Here is a 16,782-nt window from a genome sequence, read left to right on the forward strand (position 1 = left end):
AGATGTCTCATTTCCAATATGATACGCTATTATTATTTTTGGGCATCGGCTTGTTTTTGTTAGTGGCAACAATTATTGGTCAATTGTTAAAATATCGTCTTACATCACCAAATAGTGTTATCGATAATTTAAATACTCGCATCAATGCGTGGTGGGTAATGGTTGCTATTATTGGTTTAGCGTTTTGGTTTGGGCAACTGGCGGTGATTTTTTTGTTTTTTGTAATTTCAGCTTTGGCATTGCGAGAGTTTCTTATTTTAACTCCTATCAATCGCTATGACTATTTCGCCCTAATCTTTGCTTTTGCTGTTGCGTTACCTGTGCAATATATTTTGGTTGCCTTGGCATGGTACGGTCTGTTTAGTATCTTTATTCCAGTTTATGCTTTCTTGTTTTTGGCGATATTTGCTACGATAACAGGTTCAACCGCTAATTTTTTGGCGAGAATAGCCGATGTACAATGGGGATTAATGATTACGGTATATAGTATCTCGTGTGTGCCAGCATTATTAGTATTAGATATCGAAAATTACCAAGGCCGTAATTTATTACTTATTGCTTATTTAGTATTAATTGTTCAATTATCAGATGTTTTGCAGTACGTATTTGGCAAATTGTTTGGTAAACATAAAATTAGCCCTAAAGTTTCACCATCAAAGACGATTGAAGGTTTCATAGGTGGTGTTTTATCTGCCAGCTTTATTGGTGCCTGTATGTGCTGGATCACTCCGTTTACTTTTATACAATCAGGGCTTATTTCTTTAATGATCACTTTATTGGGATTTATGGGCGGTTTGGTTATGTCAGCTATTAAACGTGATCGTGGTGTAAAAGATTGGGGTAAACTGATAGGTGGTCACGGTGGTATACTAGATCGATTTGATTCTATTTGCTTTGCTGCACCGATATTTTTTCATATAGTAAGATATTTTTGGGGTGCATAGCTTTTAGTGTGATAAAAAAATATTATTAAAACTAGCATTTAATCAATTAATTTTAAAAATTGATGCTAAAAAAGAGCAAAAAAAGTTAATTTATGATATAAATACATGCATTGTATTAACGTTAGATATATGTAAGGACTGTAATATGTTAAAAGAGCAAATGGTAGTAAAAAATTCAACTGGTTTACATGCACGCCCTGTAACAACTCTTGTTAAATTAGCTGGCCGTTATAAATCATCAATTGAACTTGTTTATAACGATAAAGCCATTAAATTAAAAAGCATGATGGGTTTACTTGGTGCTGGTGTTAAAGGTGGTTCAACTGTTGAAATCATCTGTGATGGTGAAGATGAACAAGCAGCAATGGATGAAATCCGCGAATTATTTGCTACTGGCTTTGGTGAATAATTTTAAGCAATTTTATCTAGCTTATTTTATTTACTCAGAAGTGAAAATCCCGTCGACCAAAGGTCGACGGGATTATTTTTTAAAAGGGCATTAACTAAATACTTTCAAGTAGACCTAATAGATTAATTTAATCTTCAATAATTGAATCTAATTCTGTATGATCAATAGAAGGCAATGATTTGGTAAAACCTTGAGTTAGGTAAAGTAAATAACAAAATCCAATTACTAACCAAATTAAACCTACCGTCATCGCTGTCGTTTCAAGACTGGTCCATAGCCATAACGAAAGTGATACGCCAATTGCTGGCATTAATCCATATTTTAAAAGCATTGGTACTGTTTTTTCCGTACCACTTAGGTAGCTTTTGATTACGCATAGGTTAACGAAGGTAAAGGCTACTAAGGCGCCAAAACTGATCATCGAAACGACTAAACTTAAATCAAGTACCAAAGAGAGTAGTGAAAAACAGGAAACAAAAATAATTGATAAATAAGGTGTTCGAAAACGCGGATGAATTTTATAGAAGATCTGTTTTGGTAACACACCTTCACGCCCCATTGCATAAAAGATTCGTGACACACTTGTTTGTGCGGTCATTGTAGAGGCAAATACACCTGTCAAATAAGCGGTTTGGAAGAAATTATACATAAAATCATTACCGTATTTGCCAAGTATATTGGTTAGATGACTTATGCTATCAACTTTACGCATTACATCTAAACTGGCGGTATCTTTATTATTAACAAAATCTGTCCATTGTGGGTAAGCTAAATGCGCACAATATGAGACAACTAAAAATATACAACCAGCAATCAATACGGTGCCGATAATTGCTCTTGGTAAGGTTTTTTTCGCATCATTGGATTCTTCTGCTAATGTTGCTATGGCATCAAAACCTAAGAAGGCAAGACATAATATGGCAGCTCCAGAAAATAAACCACTAAAATCATCGCTTGTCACTGATATTGGTTTTAACATTGTTTCAGGTGTTAAATGAACATTTGTCAATGTTAAAATGATAAACAATACGATGAATAATGCTTGAAAGAAATTCAAAGTAATATTGGCCCAATTAATTAACTTGATTCCAAGGTAATTTAATACACTTACACCTACAATTGATACCAATACATATACATAAGCAGGAATACTATCATATAGTTCATGTAGATAGATCCCTAAAACCAAGTAATTTAATATTGGTAAAAATAGGTAATCAAGAATTTGTGCCCAACCAACCAAGAAACCGGCTTTTCCACCAAAAGTTCGTTGTACATAGGTATAAGCCGAACCAGCAATAGGTAATTTATTTGCCATTCGGCAATAACTTAATGCTGTGAAAAAGATCATGGCAAGGGTGATAATATAGGCTATAGGTAAGTGTCCATTACTGACAACGGTAACTTCCCCATAAGTGGTAAAGATCCCTAAAGGAACCATATAAGCTAAACCAAATGCAATCAATGCAGGTGTGGTTAAAACTCGTTTCATTTTTATTGCGGACATGACTTAATTTGCTCCTCTGTCCCAAAAAACAATAAAAAACTACTAAGTATAGTTTTGCCTTTTTACCCGCTTAAAGCGGCAGGGAATTCTCCCACATTATTATAATTATGCAAGCTAAATTTTAGTAAAGATCATAAGTCCGCATAATTTGTGAGCTTTTTTTGATAAAAAAAATAAGTCAGTTTCTTAATTATGTTCAATAACTATCAAACTTGAATAATTTAATTGGCTATTTGATGGCTTTGTTGTTGTTTGAAAAATGTATTTACCAACCGAAGATTGCAGACGTTTGATGTTGATTAGTTATAAAAAAACACCCTGTTGATAGCAGGGTGGTAGTTAAAAAAACAATAGATAAGGTGGATTATGCTTGTTGATAAACTGTTTTTCCGCCTACAATTGTAGTTAATACTTTGACGTTTTGTATATCTGTTGCTGGAATGGTAAAGGGATTACGATCTAAAATAATTACATCAGCAAACTTACCTTTCTCAATAGATCCTATATAGTCATCTTGTTTTAGAACATAAGCAGCACCAATAGTAGCACAGCGTAGTACTTCAAGTGCTGTTAAATTGCGATCACTATTTAAACGTGGATGTTCAGCATCAATCTGTCTAGTCATAGCTATTTGGAAATCATACCATTCATTAAGCGGATCAATTGGCCAATCACTACCAAAAGCACAAGTTACCCCAGCATCAATATATTGACCATGTGCTTCTAAACCATTATAACGTTCAGCACCAAATAGCGTTTTATACTGTTCAATCATTGCTGAACTACAGCCTGCCCACTGGAATGAAAAAACAACATTTGCGTTTAATTGTTTATAACGGGCAAATTGATGCATTGCACTAAGTTCATTATGAGCTGTACTTGGACGAATATCTGAACCTGGGAGTGCCTTACGCATCTTTTCAATTGCATTAAGCACCACTTCAATAGCGCCTTCACCAACGGTGTGCATGTGTGGATGAAAGCCTGCTCGTGATGATTCTAAAATTAATGCATCTAGCATTTCTATCGAATAATAAAGGTCACCATAACGATCTTTTTCATTTTCTAATTGATAAGGTGTCAATAAACGAGCAGTCATTAATGGTGCTTGCATTACACCATCGACAAATAATTTGGTATGAGATACTTTAATTCCTGGTTTTGGTTGCCAGTTTTTGTCATTATAACGTTCAGCAAATTGTTTAACGCGATCAATGACAGCTGGAATATCTTCAATACTACCAACATCATCAGGTGGTAATTCTCGGGCGCCAAATAATCGGATTGACAGTTGATCTTGTTGTTGTAATTTTAGAAATGCATCGGCTTGTGTTTCTGTTATCCGCGCATCCATTACCGCTGTTACACCTTGCTTGTTTAATTCTTCTTGTGATAATTTAGCAATGTTTACAGCTTGTTCGTCGGTAAGTTTGGAAATACTGTCAAATGCACGCATTGCTGGGGCGTCTTCTAGTATACCATTTAAATCGCCATCTTCAGTACGCCCAATTTTGCCATCTGATGGTTCAGGTGTATTACGATCAAGGCCAAATTTTTCTAAAGCAATGCTGTTGGCAACTAGCGTATGGCAATCATTTGAAAATAGAATGATAGGACGTTGAGTGTTAAGTTTATCCAGATCGAATCGGGTGATATCTGTACCAATTGGTAAAACTTCTTGGCGTAACCAGCCTCGAACTTGTAACCAACTACCACTATTGTGAACGGAATCATTGTCTAAATATTGTTGAATGATGGCTAAAGTATCATCTACAGTTAAACTCTGGTAATTTAGGTTACATGAAGATAATTGCATGCCGCCCCAAAATGTATGTAAGTGGGCATCAATAATTCCTGGCATCATGGTTTTACCTTGTAGATCATAGATTACCGTATAATTATCAACATATTGAGTGTTATTTATCTCTTGCGTGCTGCCGGTTGCAATAATATAGCCATTTTGAATTGCAATCGCTTCACAAATCGTATCGTATTGGTCAGCGGTATAGATGTAACCATTAATATAAATAACATCGGCTTTTGCCATTATTTTTGATTCCTTAAAAAAAGATCTAAAGTTAAGGGTCAACGATAGCAGATTTATAAAAAATTTGTCAAATGCAATAATTTTCTTTATTGTGTGTCAAGATTATGTTACAACTAACATATTTAGTTACAGCGTCACAAGGTGAACCGATGAAATACCAGCAGTTAGAAAACCTTGAATGCGGTTGGAAGTGGCACTATTTAGTAAAAAGGCATTTGGAAGGAGAGCTTATCACTCGTTATATTGAGAAGAGTGCAGCAGAGCAAGCCGTAAATGAATTATTGTTATTGGAACACAAACCGACTGCGGTTATTGATTGGATTAAGCAGCATTTAAATCCAGATTTAGATAATCGTATGAAGCAAACCATTCGAGCACGACGAAAACGACATTTTAATGCTGAACAGCAAAATACACGTAAAAAGTCTATTGATCTGGAATTTCTAGTCTGGCAACGATTGGCTAATTTAGCTAAACGCCGAGGATGTACGTTGTCACAAACAATTACACAACTAATTGAAGATGCTGAGCAAAAAGAGCAATATGCTAGTAAAGTATCGACAATTAAAGATGATTTACTGTCATTACTTGATGTCAATATAGACGGTAAATAACTTAAACTACAGGATAAATAGGTTTAATTATGGGAAAATCCCTTGTTATTGTGGAATCACCAGCCAAGGCAAAAACGATTAATAAATATCTTGGCAAAGATTTCGTAGTTAAATCAAGTGTCGGACATATTCGCGATCTTCCAGTGAGTGGTAGTAGTCAACGCACTGAAAAAACAAGTAAAGATAAAGCAGAGAAAAAAGTTAAACGATCGGAAAAACAAGTGTTAGTCGATCGTATGAGCGTTGATCCTTACAATGGCTGGCAAGCGCATTATGAAATTTTACCCGGCAAAGAACGAGTGGTTGCTGAACTTAAAAAGTTAGCCAAAGATGCCGATATGATTTATCTTGCAACCGACTTGGATAGAGAAGGGGAAGCTATCGCTTGGCATCTAAAAGATGTTATTGGTGGCGATGATAATAAGTATCGTCGAGTCGTATTTAACGAGATCACCAAAACGGCGATTAAAAATGCTTTTAATCATCCAGCAATGTTGGATATGGACCGGGTTAACGCTCAACAAGCAAGACGATTTATGGATCGCGTGGTTGGCTTTATGCTATCACCACTACTTTGGAAAAAAGTTGCTCGTGGCTTATCAGCAGGGCGTGTTCAATCAGTTGCGGTACGCTTAGTGGTTGAACGTGAGCGAGAAATTCATGCATTTATTCCTGAAGAGTACTGGGATCTTTATGCTGATTTAAAAACTGCTTATCAAGAACAATTAACTATGCAAGTAACGCATTATAAAAATGATGCGTTTGAACCTAAGGATCGTGTTGCTATTGATATTGCCTTGGATGAATTAAATAAAAGCCAATATCAAGTTACCAGTATTGAAGAAAAACCGACTAAAAGTAATCCAACTGCCCCATTTATTACTTCAACTTTGCAACAAGCAGCAAGCACCCGTTTAGGTTTTGGTGTTAAAAAGACGATGATGTTAGCACAACGCCTATATGAAGCTGGTTATATCACTTATATGCGTACTGACTCGACTAATTTGAGTCAGGATGCGTTAACTATGGTTCGAGATTACATTGGTCAAAACTTCGGTGAAAAGTATTTGCCGAAATCAGCTAACGTTTATAGCAGTAAGAAAAATTCGCAAGAGGCGCATGAGGCAATTCGTCCATCAGACGTGAATATTCTAGCGGATAGCCTTGGCGATGTTGAGGTTGATGCGGCTAAATTGTATCAATTAATTTGGCGTCAATTTGTGGCTTGCCAAATGACTTCTGCTGAATATAACTCAACAACTATAACAGTTAAAGCGGGTGATTTTACCTTAAAAGCTAAAGGTCGAACCTTACGTTTCGATGGTTGGACAAGAGTGCAACCACAATTAACTAAAAATAATGAAGATAAGATGTTGCCAGCAGTATCTATGCAAGATATGTTGGAATTAATTGGCTTAGATCCTAATCAACACTTTACTAAGCCTCCTGCTCGTTACAACGAAGCGTCATTAGTTAAAGAACTTGAAAAACGGGAGATTGGTCGTCCTTCTACTTATGCAACGATTATCTCAACTATTCAAGATCGTGGTTATGTACGATTAGATAATCGTCGTTTTTATGCAGAAAAAATTGGCGAAATTGTCACAGATCGCTTAAGTGAAAATTTCAATGACTTAATGAGTTACGATTTTACTGCTCGTATGGAGCATGCACTTGATGAAATTGCCAATAAAAAGCAGGAATGGCGTGAAGTTTTAGATCAATTTTTTGATGATTTTAGCCAACATTTAACCATTGCTGAACAAGATCCTGATCATGGTGGTATGCAACTTAATCCGCTAGTTTTAACGCCAGAAATTAAATGCCCTAATTGTGGTCGTGAAATGGGCATTAAAACTGCTGGTACAGGTGTATTTTTAGCGTGTTCTGGTTATGCATTACCTCCTAAAGAGCGTTGTAAGCAAACAATTAATTTAATTCCAGAATATGAAACATTGAATATTCTGGAAGAGGCAGAGACAGCCGAAACTGATGCGCTAAGAGCACTTAAACGTTGTCCAAAATGTCATACGGCTATGGACAGTTATTTGCTTGATAATGAGCGTAAATTACATATTTGTGGTAATAATCCAATTTGTGATGGTTCGTTGGTTGAAAATGGCACATTTAAGGTAAAAAGCTATGAAGGTCCAATCATTGAATGTGAAAAATGTGGATCAGAAATGCATCTTAAATCTGGCCGTTTTGGACTTTATATGGGATGTACCAATCAAGATTGTAAAAACACTCGTAAAATCTTAAAAAATGGTGATGTGGCACCACCTAAAGAAGATCCTGTTGATCTGCCTGAGTTAAAATGTACTAAGTCAGATGCGCATTTTGTATTACGAGATGGTGCTTCAGGTATCTTTTTAGCTGCGCATAATTTTCCAAAATCAAGAGAAACTCGTGCTCCACTAATTGAAGAACTACAACGTTTTAAAGAGCGTTTACCCGAAAAATTTGTCTATTTAACGCAAGCACCGAGTCAAGATCCAGAAGGTAATCCAGCTATTGTACGATTTAGTCGTAAAAGTAAACAGCAGTATGTTACTTCGGAAGTTAATGGCAAATCAACCGGTTGGGTAATGCAATACGTTGATGGTAAGTGGATTAATAGTAAAAAATAGGTAAGAACACCTGATTATTTTATGTAAAATCATCAGGTTAAGGAATCGTTTTAGTATAAAAAGCTGTTTTTGTTTGTGCTAAAGTGTGAAAGGAATTACCTTACGGTTTCCCTCTTTTTGACTTTTTGGAGAGTTTTAAAAAGAGGGTAAGGTATACAGTTAAAGGAGCCTTTGTCATGAAGTTGCAACAACTGCGTTATATTGTTGAAGTCGTCAATAACGATCTAAATGTGTCACTTACCTCTGAAAAACTGTATACCTCACAGCCTGGGATTAGTAAACAGATCAAATTGTTGGAAGATGAACTTAATGTGCAAATTTTTACGCGTGTCGGTAAACATCTTTCCGAAGTTACTCCCGTTGGCGAAAAGATTATTGCTTTAGCTAGGGAGATTTTAACTAAATCGCAAGATATCAAAATTATTGCTAAAGAATTTAGCCAGCCTAATCAAGGCACATTAACCATTACTACAACTTATACTCAAGCTCGTTATACTTTACCAATTGTTATTCAGCAATTCATGCAACAGTATCCTAATATAACACTCCATATGGAACAGGGATCGTCGCCACAATGTCTTTTACAAGCGCAAACAGGCCAAGCTGATTTCGCTATCATTACTGATTTATCTGAACTTAGCGATGATATGATTGCTATACCTTGTTATCATTGGAACCAAGCTGTGATTGTAATGAAAGATCACCCATTAGCTAAAAGTAGTTTAATTTCTATCGACGAATTGTCTAAATATCCTTTAGTCAGTTATGACTTTTCTAATGATGGATCTGATTTGAATCAGGCTTTTATTAAAGCTAATCAAACTCCAAATATTGTTTTTAGTACTACTGATGCAGAATTGATTAAGACTTATGTTAAGTTAGGAGTAGGTGTTGGCATTGTCGCTAAAATGGCGGTTAATGAAAGCTCGGATAGTGATTTTGTGGTACTTAATGCAGGGCATATTTTTCCATATAGTACCACTTATATTGCCTTTGCTCGTTCGCTTTTTTTACGTAATTATATGTATGATTTTATCAACCAGTTTTCAGCACATTTAAGTAGGCAAACAGTTGATAGACTCATCTTATGTGAAAATAATGTGGCGGTACAGGCTATGTTTAATGGGATCAAGTTACCAGTTAGGTAGTAGGAAAATCTTTTGCTTATAAATTTTAAACACCAAGCACAACAGATTGTGCTTGGTGACTAATGTTATTTATGTCTAGCTTTTAAAATAGCAATGACATCTTGCATTGAGAGATTTTGATCTTGTAGTAAGACTAATAAGTGATAAATTAAATCGGCTGATTCATTTTTTAACTCTTCTTTATCGTGTACTGTAGCTGCTAATGCAGTTTCAACACCTTCTTCTCCCACTTTTTGGGCAATACGCTTCGTACCATCATGGTAGAGTTTTGCCGTATAAGATGATTTAGGATCAGCATTTTTACGAGCACCAAGTAATTGTTCTAAATTGTATAAAAAGCCCCATTCAGTCTGGTTATTGTTAAAACAGCTATTTGTTCCAGTATGACAAGTAGGGCCAATTGGATTAACTAAAATCAGTAGGGTATCATTATCACAATCGGTCGAGATACTTACCACATTTAAAAAGTTACCTGATGTTTCACCTTTAGTCCATAAGCGTTGTTTGGTGCGCGAATAGAAGGTTACTTTGCCACTAGTTTGTGTCTGGTTTAATGCCTCTTGATTCATGTAGCCAAGCATAAGCACTTCACCAGAAACATTGTGTTGTATGATAACCGGCATTAAATTATCAACTTTTTGCCAATCAAGCTGTTTCGTGTCTATTTGCATTTGGGAATGTTGAGTTAACATAATCGGATTTCTACTCCATTTTGAGCTAAATATTGTTTAAGTTCACCAATATTAATTATTTGTTTGTGAAAGACGGAAGCGGCTAATGCACCATCAACATTGGCTTCTTGAAAAGCTTGCAAAAAATGCTCCATAGTACCAGCGCCACCAGATGCAATCAGTGGTACATGACAAACTTCTCGAATTGTTTTTAGTTGTTTCAGATCATAACCATTACGGACGCCATCTTGATTCATCATGTTTAGCACTATTTCACCTGCGCCTCGTTTTTGTACTTCTTGCACCCAATCAAGCGTATCCCATTTGGTTGCTACAGTGCGCTTTTCATCACCAGTAAATTGATAAACATGATAACTATCGGAATCTTTATCATACCAAGTATCGATCCCTACCACGATACATTGTACTCCATAACAATCAGCTAACTCTGTAATTAAACTCGGATTAGCTAACGCAGGAGAGTTGATTGAAATTTTATCAGCACCAAAAGTTAAAATTTGTGCTGCATCTTCAACCGTTTTTATACCGCCAGCGACACAAAAGGGGATATCTATGACTTCAGCGACTTTTGCCACCCAACTTTTGTCAACGACTCGACCGTCGGATGAGGCTGTAATATCATAGAATACCAATTCGTCAGCCCCTTCTTTGGCATAACGTTTGGCTAATGGTACAATATCACCGATGATTTCATGATTACGAAATTGCACTCCTTTTACAACTTGCCCATCACGCACATCCAAACAAGGTATTATCCTTTTTGCCAACATGAAATCGCCTCCTGAACTGTAAATTTACCTTCTAATAATGCTCTACCAACAATAACACCGGCAACACCACTATCTTTTAATGCTTTAACATCATCTATTTGACCAATCCCACCAGAAGCTTGAAACGCAATTTGTGGATATTTTTGGCTGATCTCTTGATATAGTTTTACATTAGAACCACTTAGCGTTCCATCTTTAGAAATATCTGTACATAGTACATGTTTCAAGCCATAGGGTAGATAATCATCAATAACTTGTTCCAATGTCTGTTTAGAATCCTCTTGCCAACCATGGATAGCGACGTTTTTGTTACCTTGTTGGTCAATACGAACATCTAAGGCTAATACCAACGATTCAGAGCCATAAGTATCAAACCATTTTTTTACTAAATCAGGTTGTTTAATAGCTGTTGAACCAATAACTACTCGAGTTGCACCTGTGGATAATAATGCTTTAACATCTTCTTCTGTCCGAATTCCACCACCAATTTGTACTGGAACTTGTACACCATTAATCAGGGATTTTATCAATGAGATTTGTCGAGCTTGTGGATCTTTAGCTCCAGTTAAATCAACCAGATGTAATAGTTTCGCACCTTGCTTTTGATAATCTTGTAGACGAGCTAAGGGATCATTACCATAATCTCGTTTTTGGTCATAATCACCTTGATGTAACCGCACAACAGTACCATCAATTAAATCAAGTGCGGGAATAATAATAGGATAAACTGCCATAGTTACATCTCCAAAAAGTTTTTGAGCAATTTTGCACCGGCTAAGCCAGAACGCTCTGGATGAAATTGCACACCGTAAAAGTTGTCTTTTTGTACGGCAGCAGTAAAGCTTTCGCCGTAATTGGTTTCTGCGATAGTTGATGAGCATAATGGTAAGGCGTATCCATGTACAAAGTAAAAGTAAGCACCATCAGGAATATCTCTAAATAGATGATGCCCGGCTTTTGGGTTGACTTGATTCCAGCCCATATGTGGTAGTGGTAATCCACAATCAGGAATTTGTACTACTTTTTCGTGAATAATACCTAAGGTATCGACATGACCTTCATTGCTATAATCAGCTAAAAGTTGCATACCAAGGCAGATGCCTAATACTGGTTGAGTACAGACTTTGATAAGCTCAATTAAATTACGTTCTTCTAATTTTTGCATTGCAGCAGAAGCAGAACCGACACCTGGTAAAAACAGTTTGTCTGATTCGAGTACTGTATCAGGATCAAGGCTAATAATTGGATTATAGCCTAATCTCTGTATTGCATATTTGACTGAGGAAAGATTAGCACAGCCAGTATCTAGAATGACAATTTTCATCTATAACACTCCTTTCGAGCTAGGTAATCTGTCACCTTCAATTTTAATCGCCTGTTTGAGTGTTCTAGCAAAGGCTTTAAATAAGCTTTCGATACGGTGGTGGTCATTATCACCAGTTGTTTCAATGTGCAAGGTAATTGCCATAGTATAACTTAGAGAATAGAAGAAATGTTCAACCATTTGTGTACTCATATCGCCAACTTTCGGATCACTAAATTGCGCCGAAAACTTGAGGTAAGGCCGACCTGAAATATCCATTGCACATTTTGCTAAGCACTCATCCATAGGAATAACAGATGCATAACGAGTGATACCTCGTTTATCGCCGAGTGCTTTTTTTAGCGCTTCGCCAAGAGCAAGACCCGTATCTTCAATAGTGTGGTGATCATCAATATGTAAATCACCTTCTACTTGAATATTCAATTTAATACCGCCATGGGTTGCGATTTGGTCAAGCATATGATCAAAAAAACCAATGCCGGTATTAATTTGACTACCACCTTGTCTATCTAACCAAACTTCAATCAAAATTTTGGTTTCTTTGGTGTTTCGTTCGACTTTAGCATAACGATCAGCTGTGGTTAAACGTTGGGTAATTTCATTCCAATTAAGTGTTTCTGGATTATAGTGTAATCCGTTTATTTGCATATTTTCAGCAAGCTGCATATCTGTGACTCGGTCACCAATGACAAAACTGTTTTGTTTATCCAACTTACCACTGGTTAAATAAGGTAGAACTAAGGTAATTTTCGGCTTACGACATTCACAATTATCTTGAGGAAAATGAGGACAGATCAGCACATCTTCAAAGTTAACACCTTGTGATTCGAATATTTGCATCATTAAATTATGCGGTCCATCAAAATCAGCTTGCGGATAACTACTGGTTCCTAATCCATCTTGATTGGTAACCATTACTAATTTATAACCAGCTGCTTGTAGTTTAAGTAGTGCCGGGATCACATTAGGTTCAAATGCAAGTTTTTCAAAACTATCAACTTGATAATCAATAGGCGGTTCAACTATTAATGTTCCATCACGATCGATAAATAAATATTTTTGTAACATACTTGCTCCTATTATATCGCTTTGAGTGCTGTTATTACTGCTTCACATTCGGCTTGTGTACCAATCGAAATTCGAATAAAACCATCTTGGCCAATTGATTTGCTTTGATCACGCAAAATAATGCCTTTATTCCATAGTTTGCTAAATACCTCTTTATTGCTTTGGAATTTAACACATAAATAATTAGCTTCACTAGGATAAACTTTTTCAACGATTTCTAAAGCTGAAAGTTGATTCACTAATTTCTCTTTTTGATTATTGAGATTGATAACATGTAACTTCATGGTATTTATGCCATCTTTACTTAATGCTTGGGTTGCTATATCAGCAACCGGTGTTGCTAAAGGATAAGGTGCGATGACTTTCTGTAAAGCATCTATTACTGGTTTATTTGCTAAAGTAAAGCCACAACGTAGCCCTGCTAGCGCAAAAGCTTTCGATAAAGTTCGTAAAATAACTAGGTGAGGATAATCTGCAAGCCATCTCACAACGGTTGAATTTGGAGAAAACTCAATATAAGCTTCATCAATAATTACTAAAGCACGATTTTCGGCCAATTTAAGTAAAGTTTTAATATCATCTTGATCTATCAAATTACCCGTTGGATTATTGGGTGAACATACGTAGATCAATTTAACATTGTCTAGATTTTGTTTAATTCCGTCTAAATCGAGTTGCCAATTAGATTTAGTTGGTACGGTTTTGGTCTTTATACCAAGTGTTTCGGCACTGACTTGATACATACCATAAGTTGGAGGGCAATAAAGCACGGTATTGGTTTCAGGCTCACAAAAAGCACGCATTAATAATTCTATTGCTTCATCGGCACCCCGACTAACAATCACTTGTTCTGGGGTGACCCCCGCATATTGCGCATAACGATTAATCACTTGTTCGGGTTGCGCTTCTGGATAGCGGTTTAAGCTTTGTTCAGTTAACTGAAAATTGGGTGCAACAGGATATTCATTGGCATTTAGCCATACATCACCAATACCACCTATACGCCTAGCTGATTGATAAGGAGTCAACTTTTGTACGTTCTTTCTGACTAATTGATTAATGTCCATTTTATTCACCTATTTTTCAGAATCTGAGTTAAGTTTAGTTAAACGAATAGTTACGGCATTTTTGTGGGCGGTAAGTTGCTCAGCTTGAGCCATTAGCTCAACTGCGTTACCAATTGCTTGCAAACCTTCAGCTGTCAATTTTTGTACTGTCATACGTTTTTGAAAATCGGCTAAGCCAAGGCTTGAATAAGTAGCGGTATAACCATAAGTAGGTAAAACGTGATTAGTACCAGATGCATAGTCACCAGCTGATTCTGGTGACCAATCACCTAAAAATATGGAGCCAGCGCTATTAATTTTATCAACTAGTTCATCAGCATTTTGCGTTTGAATAATTAAATGTTCAGGTCCATAGCGATTACTGATATCCACACATTCTTCTAAATCTTTAGTAACAATAAGTCGACTTTCTTGTAAGGCTTTTTCTGCGATCTCTTGACGTGACAGTTGTGCTAATTGCTTATCAACTTCTATTGAAACTGCTTGAGCGATTTTTTCATCGGGCGTTAGTAGTACCACTTGAGAGTCTGGACCATGTTCAGCTTGAGAAAGTAGATCAGCGGCAATAAATGCTGGATTAGCAAAACTGTCAGCAATCACCAATACTTCGGATGGACCAGCTGGCATATCAATAGCTGCACCATCTAGTCTTTGACTAACTTGACGCTTCGCTTCGGTCACATAGGCATTACCTGGGCCAAATATTTTATCAACTTTTGGTACTGATGCAGTACCTAATGCCATTGCAGCAATTGCTTGCGCGCCACCTAATTGATAAATCTCGCTCACTCCACATAGTTCTGCTGCATATAAAATTTCATCAGCAATAGGTGGTGGTGAACATAAAATTACTTTACGGCAACCAGCAATTTTAGCTGGTATTGCTAACATCAATACGGTAGATAATAAAGGTGCCGAACCTCCTGGTATATACAGTCCTACCGAATCAATTGGTCTGGTGACTGACTGACATTTGATGCCCGGCATCGTTTCCACAGTTATAGTTTGTCTAACTTGTGCTTGGTGGAATTTTTCGATGTTACTTACAGCTAATTGCATCGCTTGTTTTAATTCTGGTTTAACACGGCTTGTCGCAGTTTTTATTTCATCTTCTGTTAATTTGATTTGCTTAATTTGTACTTTATCAAATTTATTACTTAACATTTTAAGTGCTTCGTCGCCATTTTGTTTAACTTGCACCAAGATATCGTTAACCGCTTGACTAATAGCATCGGAAGCTGCAATTGCCGGGCGTGTTAATAATTCTGCTTGTTTTTCTTTTGAACATTGTTGCCAATATGATAGTTTCATTTAATTACTCCATCATTTTTTCAATTGGTAATACAAGGATTGAGCTTGCACCTAAATCTTTCAATTTTTCCATGGTTTCCCAGAATAATGATTCAGTACTCACCATATGTAGTGCTACCCGATTTTGTTCGCCAGTTAATGGTAAAATAGTTGGATTTTCAGCACCTGGTAATAATGATACAACTTGATCTAATACGGCTGTTGGAGCATGCAGCATAATGTATTTGGATTCACGAGCTTGAATTACCCCTTGAATACGGGTCATCACTTTGTCTATTAATGCTTGTTTCATCGGTGACATTTCACCTTCTCGTTGAATTAAACAAGCTTTTGATTTATAAATAACTTCAATTTCTTGTAGACCATTAGCTTCAAGTGTGGCCCCACTAGATACTAAATCACAAATTACATCAGCAAGCCCTGCTCGTGGTGCAACTTCAACAGAGCCATTAAGTAAACAGGTTTTGAAATTCACATTATATTGTGAAAGATAACGTCGGAGCAGGTGAGGATATGTGGTTGCAATACGTAAATTATTTAAACATTCTGGGCCACTGTAAACAAAATCACGAGGAGCAGCAATTGATAAGCGGCAGCCACCAAAATCAAGACGACGCAAGGTTTTATATTGTGGATTTTCACCTTCAGCTTGTCTGTCAAGAACTTCTTCTTCTAACACATTCTCACCGACAATACCTATATCGACAACACCATCAATAACTAGTCCAGGAATATCGTCATCTCGAACGCGTAAAATATCAATTGGCATATTTTCAGCAAAAGCAATTAAGCGTTGTTCTTGCAAATTGATTTTTATGCCACATTGCGCCAATAATTTTTTCGACTCATCGCTTAAACGTCCCGATTTTTGCATTGCTATACGTAAACGTGAATTATCCAACATATTATTCTCCAACTTGTTTAAATAAATTTATAAACCACAAATAAAAAACCCTCGGAAGACTGATCTTCCGAGGGTTCTCTAAATGCTTTTGCGATATCACCGGAAGACCTTTTGTCTTCCAGCACCAATCGCCCGAAGACTATTCAGGAATGATGGTGATGATGGTGTTTAGTAACGAAAACACAAAAACAATTCATAAAAAATAAAACCTTTAAATTTAACTGTTGTAAAAAATATAACATAAATGACTAACTAGCAACTTATTTTTGTCGATTTATTAAAAATAATATAAAAAATTGAAATTTTTTAATTATCTATTTTATTCATTTTTGTCATGTTTAAATAGC

General features: G+C 36.3%; 15 protein-coding genes and 1 other annotated feature. Of the genes, 5 read left to right on the forward strand and 10 right to left on the reverse strand.

What is annotated here, in order from left to right; genetic code table 11:
* Window positions 1-2 precede the first annotated feature (2 nt).
* Window positions 3-944, forward strand: a complete 942-nt coding sequence (locus B6D18_RS07845; protein ID WP_086363948.1) for a phosphatidate cytidylyltransferase — start codon at window positions 3-5, stop codon at window positions 942-944.
* A gap of 145 nt (window positions 945-1,089) precedes the next feature.
* Window positions 1,090-1,353, forward strand: coding sequence for an HPr family phosphocarrier protein (locus tag B6D18_RS07850; protein ID WP_034913021.1), 264 nt, complete (start codon window positions 1,090-1,092; stop codon window positions 1,351-1,353).
* Between the two features lie 127 nt (window positions 1,354-1,480).
* Here the strand turns inward: B6D18_RS07850 and B6D18_RS07855 are convergent, their stop codons facing one another.
* Both B6D18_RS07855 and B6D18_RS07860 read right to left on the reverse strand, forming a co-directional pair.
* Window positions 1,481-2,860, reverse strand: a complete 1,380-nt coding sequence (locus B6D18_RS07855; protein WP_086363949.1) for an APC family permease — start codon at window positions 2,858-2,860, stop codon at window positions 1,481-1,483.
* 364 nt (window positions 2,861-3,224) lie between these two features.
* The gene (locus tag B6D18_RS07860; RefSeq protein WP_086363950.1) at window positions 3,225-4,907 is read right to left on the reverse strand and encodes an amidohydrolase; all 1,683 of its coding nucleotides are present in this window, start codon (window positions 4,905-4,907) and stop codon (window positions 3,225-3,227) included.
* Between the two features lie 149 nt (window positions 4,908-5,056).
* Between B6D18_RS07860 and matP the strand changes: the two genes are divergently transcribed.
* The 3 genes from matP (at window position 5,057) to cysB (ending at window position 9,299) form a co-directional block, all read left to right on the forward strand.
* Complete coding sequence (gene matP, locus B6D18_RS07865; RefSeq protein ID WP_065651254.1) at window positions 5,057-5,521, forward strand: macrodomain Ter protein MatP; 465 nt, start codon at window positions 5,057-5,059, stop codon at window positions 5,519-5,521.
* A gap of 29 nt (window positions 5,522-5,550) precedes the next feature.
* Window positions 5,551-8,151 (forward strand): type I DNA topoisomerase, encoded by a 2,601-nt coding sequence (gene topA / locus B6D18_RS07870; protein WP_086363951.1) that lies wholly within the window; start codon window positions 5,551-5,553, stop codon window positions 8,149-8,151.
* A 176-nt stretch (window positions 8,152-8,327) separates the two neighbouring features.
* The gene (cysB, locus tag B6D18_RS07875) at window positions 8,328-9,299 is read left to right on the forward strand and encodes an HTH-type transcriptional regulator CysB (protein WP_086363952.1); all 972 of its coding nucleotides are present in this window, start codon (window positions 8,328-8,330) and stop codon (window positions 9,297-9,299) included.
* A gap of 65 nt (window positions 9,300-9,364) precedes the next feature.
* Here the strand turns inward: cysB and hisIE are convergent, their stop codons facing one another.
* From hisIE to hisG, 8 genes are read right to left on the reverse strand one after another with little or no spacing between them, the layout of a single operon-like run.
* The gene (hisIE, locus tag B6D18_RS07880) at window positions 9,365-9,964 is read right to left on the reverse strand and encodes a bifunctional phosphoribosyl-AMP cyclohydrolase/phosphoribosyl-ATP diphosphatase HisIE (RefSeq protein WP_086363960.1); all 600 of its coding nucleotides are present in this window, start codon (window positions 9,962-9,964) and stop codon (window positions 9,365-9,367) included.
* A gap of 20 nt (window positions 9,965-9,984) precedes the next feature.
* On the reverse strand, window positions 9,985-10,761 hold the full coding sequence (hisF, locus tag B6D18_RS07885; protein WP_086363953.1) for an imidazole glycerol phosphate synthase subunit HisF: 777 nt from the start codon (window positions 10,759-10,761) through the stop codon (window positions 9,985-9,987).
* Window positions 10,743-11,480 carry a 1-(5-phosphoribosyl)-5-[(5-phosphoribosylamino)methylideneamino]imidazole-4-carboxamide isomerase gene (gene hisA, locus B6D18_RS07890; protein WP_086363961.1) on the reverse strand — a complete coding sequence of 246 codons (738 nt, stop codon included), beginning with the start codon at window positions 11,478-11,480 and terminating at the stop codon, window positions 10,743-10,745. Before hisA ends, hisF begins: the two co-directional genes overlap by 19 nt.
* 17 nt (window positions 11,481-11,497) lie before the next feature.
* Window positions 11,498-12,085 (reverse strand): imidazole glycerol phosphate synthase subunit HisH, encoded by a 588-nt coding sequence (gene hisH / locus B6D18_RS07895; protein WP_086363954.1) that lies wholly within the window; start codon window positions 12,083-12,085, stop codon window positions 11,498-11,500.
* Complete coding sequence (gene hisB / locus B6D18_RS07900) at window positions 12,086-13,153, reverse strand: bifunctional histidinol-phosphatase/imidazoleglycerol-phosphate dehydratase HisB (RefSeq protein WP_086363955.1); 1,068 nt, start codon at window positions 13,151-13,153, stop codon at window positions 12,086-12,088.
* Between the two features lie 11 nt (window positions 13,154-13,164).
* Window positions 13,165-14,220 (reverse strand): histidinol-phosphate transaminase, encoded by a 1,056-nt coding sequence (gene hisC / locus B6D18_RS07905; RefSeq protein ID WP_086363956.1) that lies wholly within the window; start codon window positions 14,218-14,220, stop codon window positions 13,165-13,167.
* A gap of 9 nt (window positions 14,221-14,229) precedes the next feature.
* Entirely contained in the window at window positions 14,230-15,531 is a 1,302-nt protein-coding gene (gene hisD / locus B6D18_RS07910) for a histidinol dehydrogenase (RefSeq protein WP_086363957.1), read from the reverse strand.
* 4 nt (window positions 15,532-15,535) lie between these two features.
* Window positions 15,536-16,435 (reverse strand): ATP phosphoribosyltransferase, encoded by a 900-nt coding sequence (hisG, locus tag B6D18_RS07915; protein WP_086363958.1) that lies wholly within the window; start codon window positions 16,433-16,435, stop codon window positions 15,536-15,538.
* A gap of 39 nt (window positions 16,436-16,474) precedes the next feature.
* Window positions 16,475-16,600 (reverse strand) — a sequence feature (His leader region).
* Between the last annotated feature and the right edge of the window lie 182 nt (window positions 16,601-16,782).

This window comes from Gilliamella sp. A7 (genome assembly GCF_002142015.1).
GTDB classification, from domain to species: domain Bacteria; phylum Pseudomonadota; class Gammaproteobacteria; order Enterobacterales; family Orbaceae; genus Gilliamella; species Gilliamella apis_A.

Bases quoted from the DNA above. Each gene is read 5' to 3' on its own strand.
- matP (WP_065651254.1), top strand. From the start codon at position 5,057: ATGAAATACCAGCAGTTAGAAAACCTTGAATGCGGTTGGAAGTGGCAC.
- hisC (WP_086363956.1), bottom strand. From the start codon at position 14,220: ATGGACATTAATCAATTAGTCAGAAAGAACGTACAAAAGTTGACTCCT.
- hisF (WP_086363953.1), bottom strand. From the start codon at position 10,761: ATGTTGGCAAAAAGGATAATACCTTGTTTGGATGTGCGTGATGGGCAA.
- hisH (WP_086363954.1), bottom strand. From the start codon at position 12,085: ATGAAAATTGTCATTCTAGATACTGGCTGTGCTAATCTTTCCTCAGTC.
- B6D18_RS07845 (WP_086363948.1), top strand. From the start codon at position 3: ATGTCTCATTTCCAATATGATACGCTATTATTATTTTTGGGCATCGGC.
- topA (WP_086363951.1), top strand. From the start codon at position 5,551: ATGGGAAAATCCCTTGTTATTGTGGAATCACCAGCCAAGGCAAAAACG.
- hisD (WP_086363957.1), bottom strand. From the start codon at position 15,531: ATGAAACTATCATATTGGCAACAATGTTCAAAAGAAAAACAAGCAGAA.
- B6D18_RS07860 (WP_086363950.1), bottom strand. From the start codon at position 4,907: ATGGCAAAAGCCGATGTTATTTATATTAATGGTTACATCTATACCGCT.
- cysB (WP_086363952.1), top strand. From the start codon at position 8,328: ATGAAGTTGCAACAACTGCGTTATATTGTTGAAGTCGTCAATAACGAT.
- hisG (WP_086363958.1), bottom strand. From the start codon at position 16,435: ATGTTGGATAATTCACGTTTACGTATAGCAATGCAAAAATCGGGACGT.
- B6D18_RS07855 (WP_086363949.1), bottom strand. From the start codon at position 2,860: ATGTCCGCAATAAAAATGAAACGAGTTTTAACCACACCTGCATTGATT.
- hisB (WP_086363955.1), bottom strand. From the start codon at position 13,153: ATGTTACAAAAATATTTATTTATCGATCGTGATGGAACATTAATAGTT.
- B6D18_RS07850 (WP_034913021.1), top strand. From the start codon at position 1,090: ATGTTAAAAGAGCAAATGGTAGTAAAAAATTCAACTGGTTTACATGCA.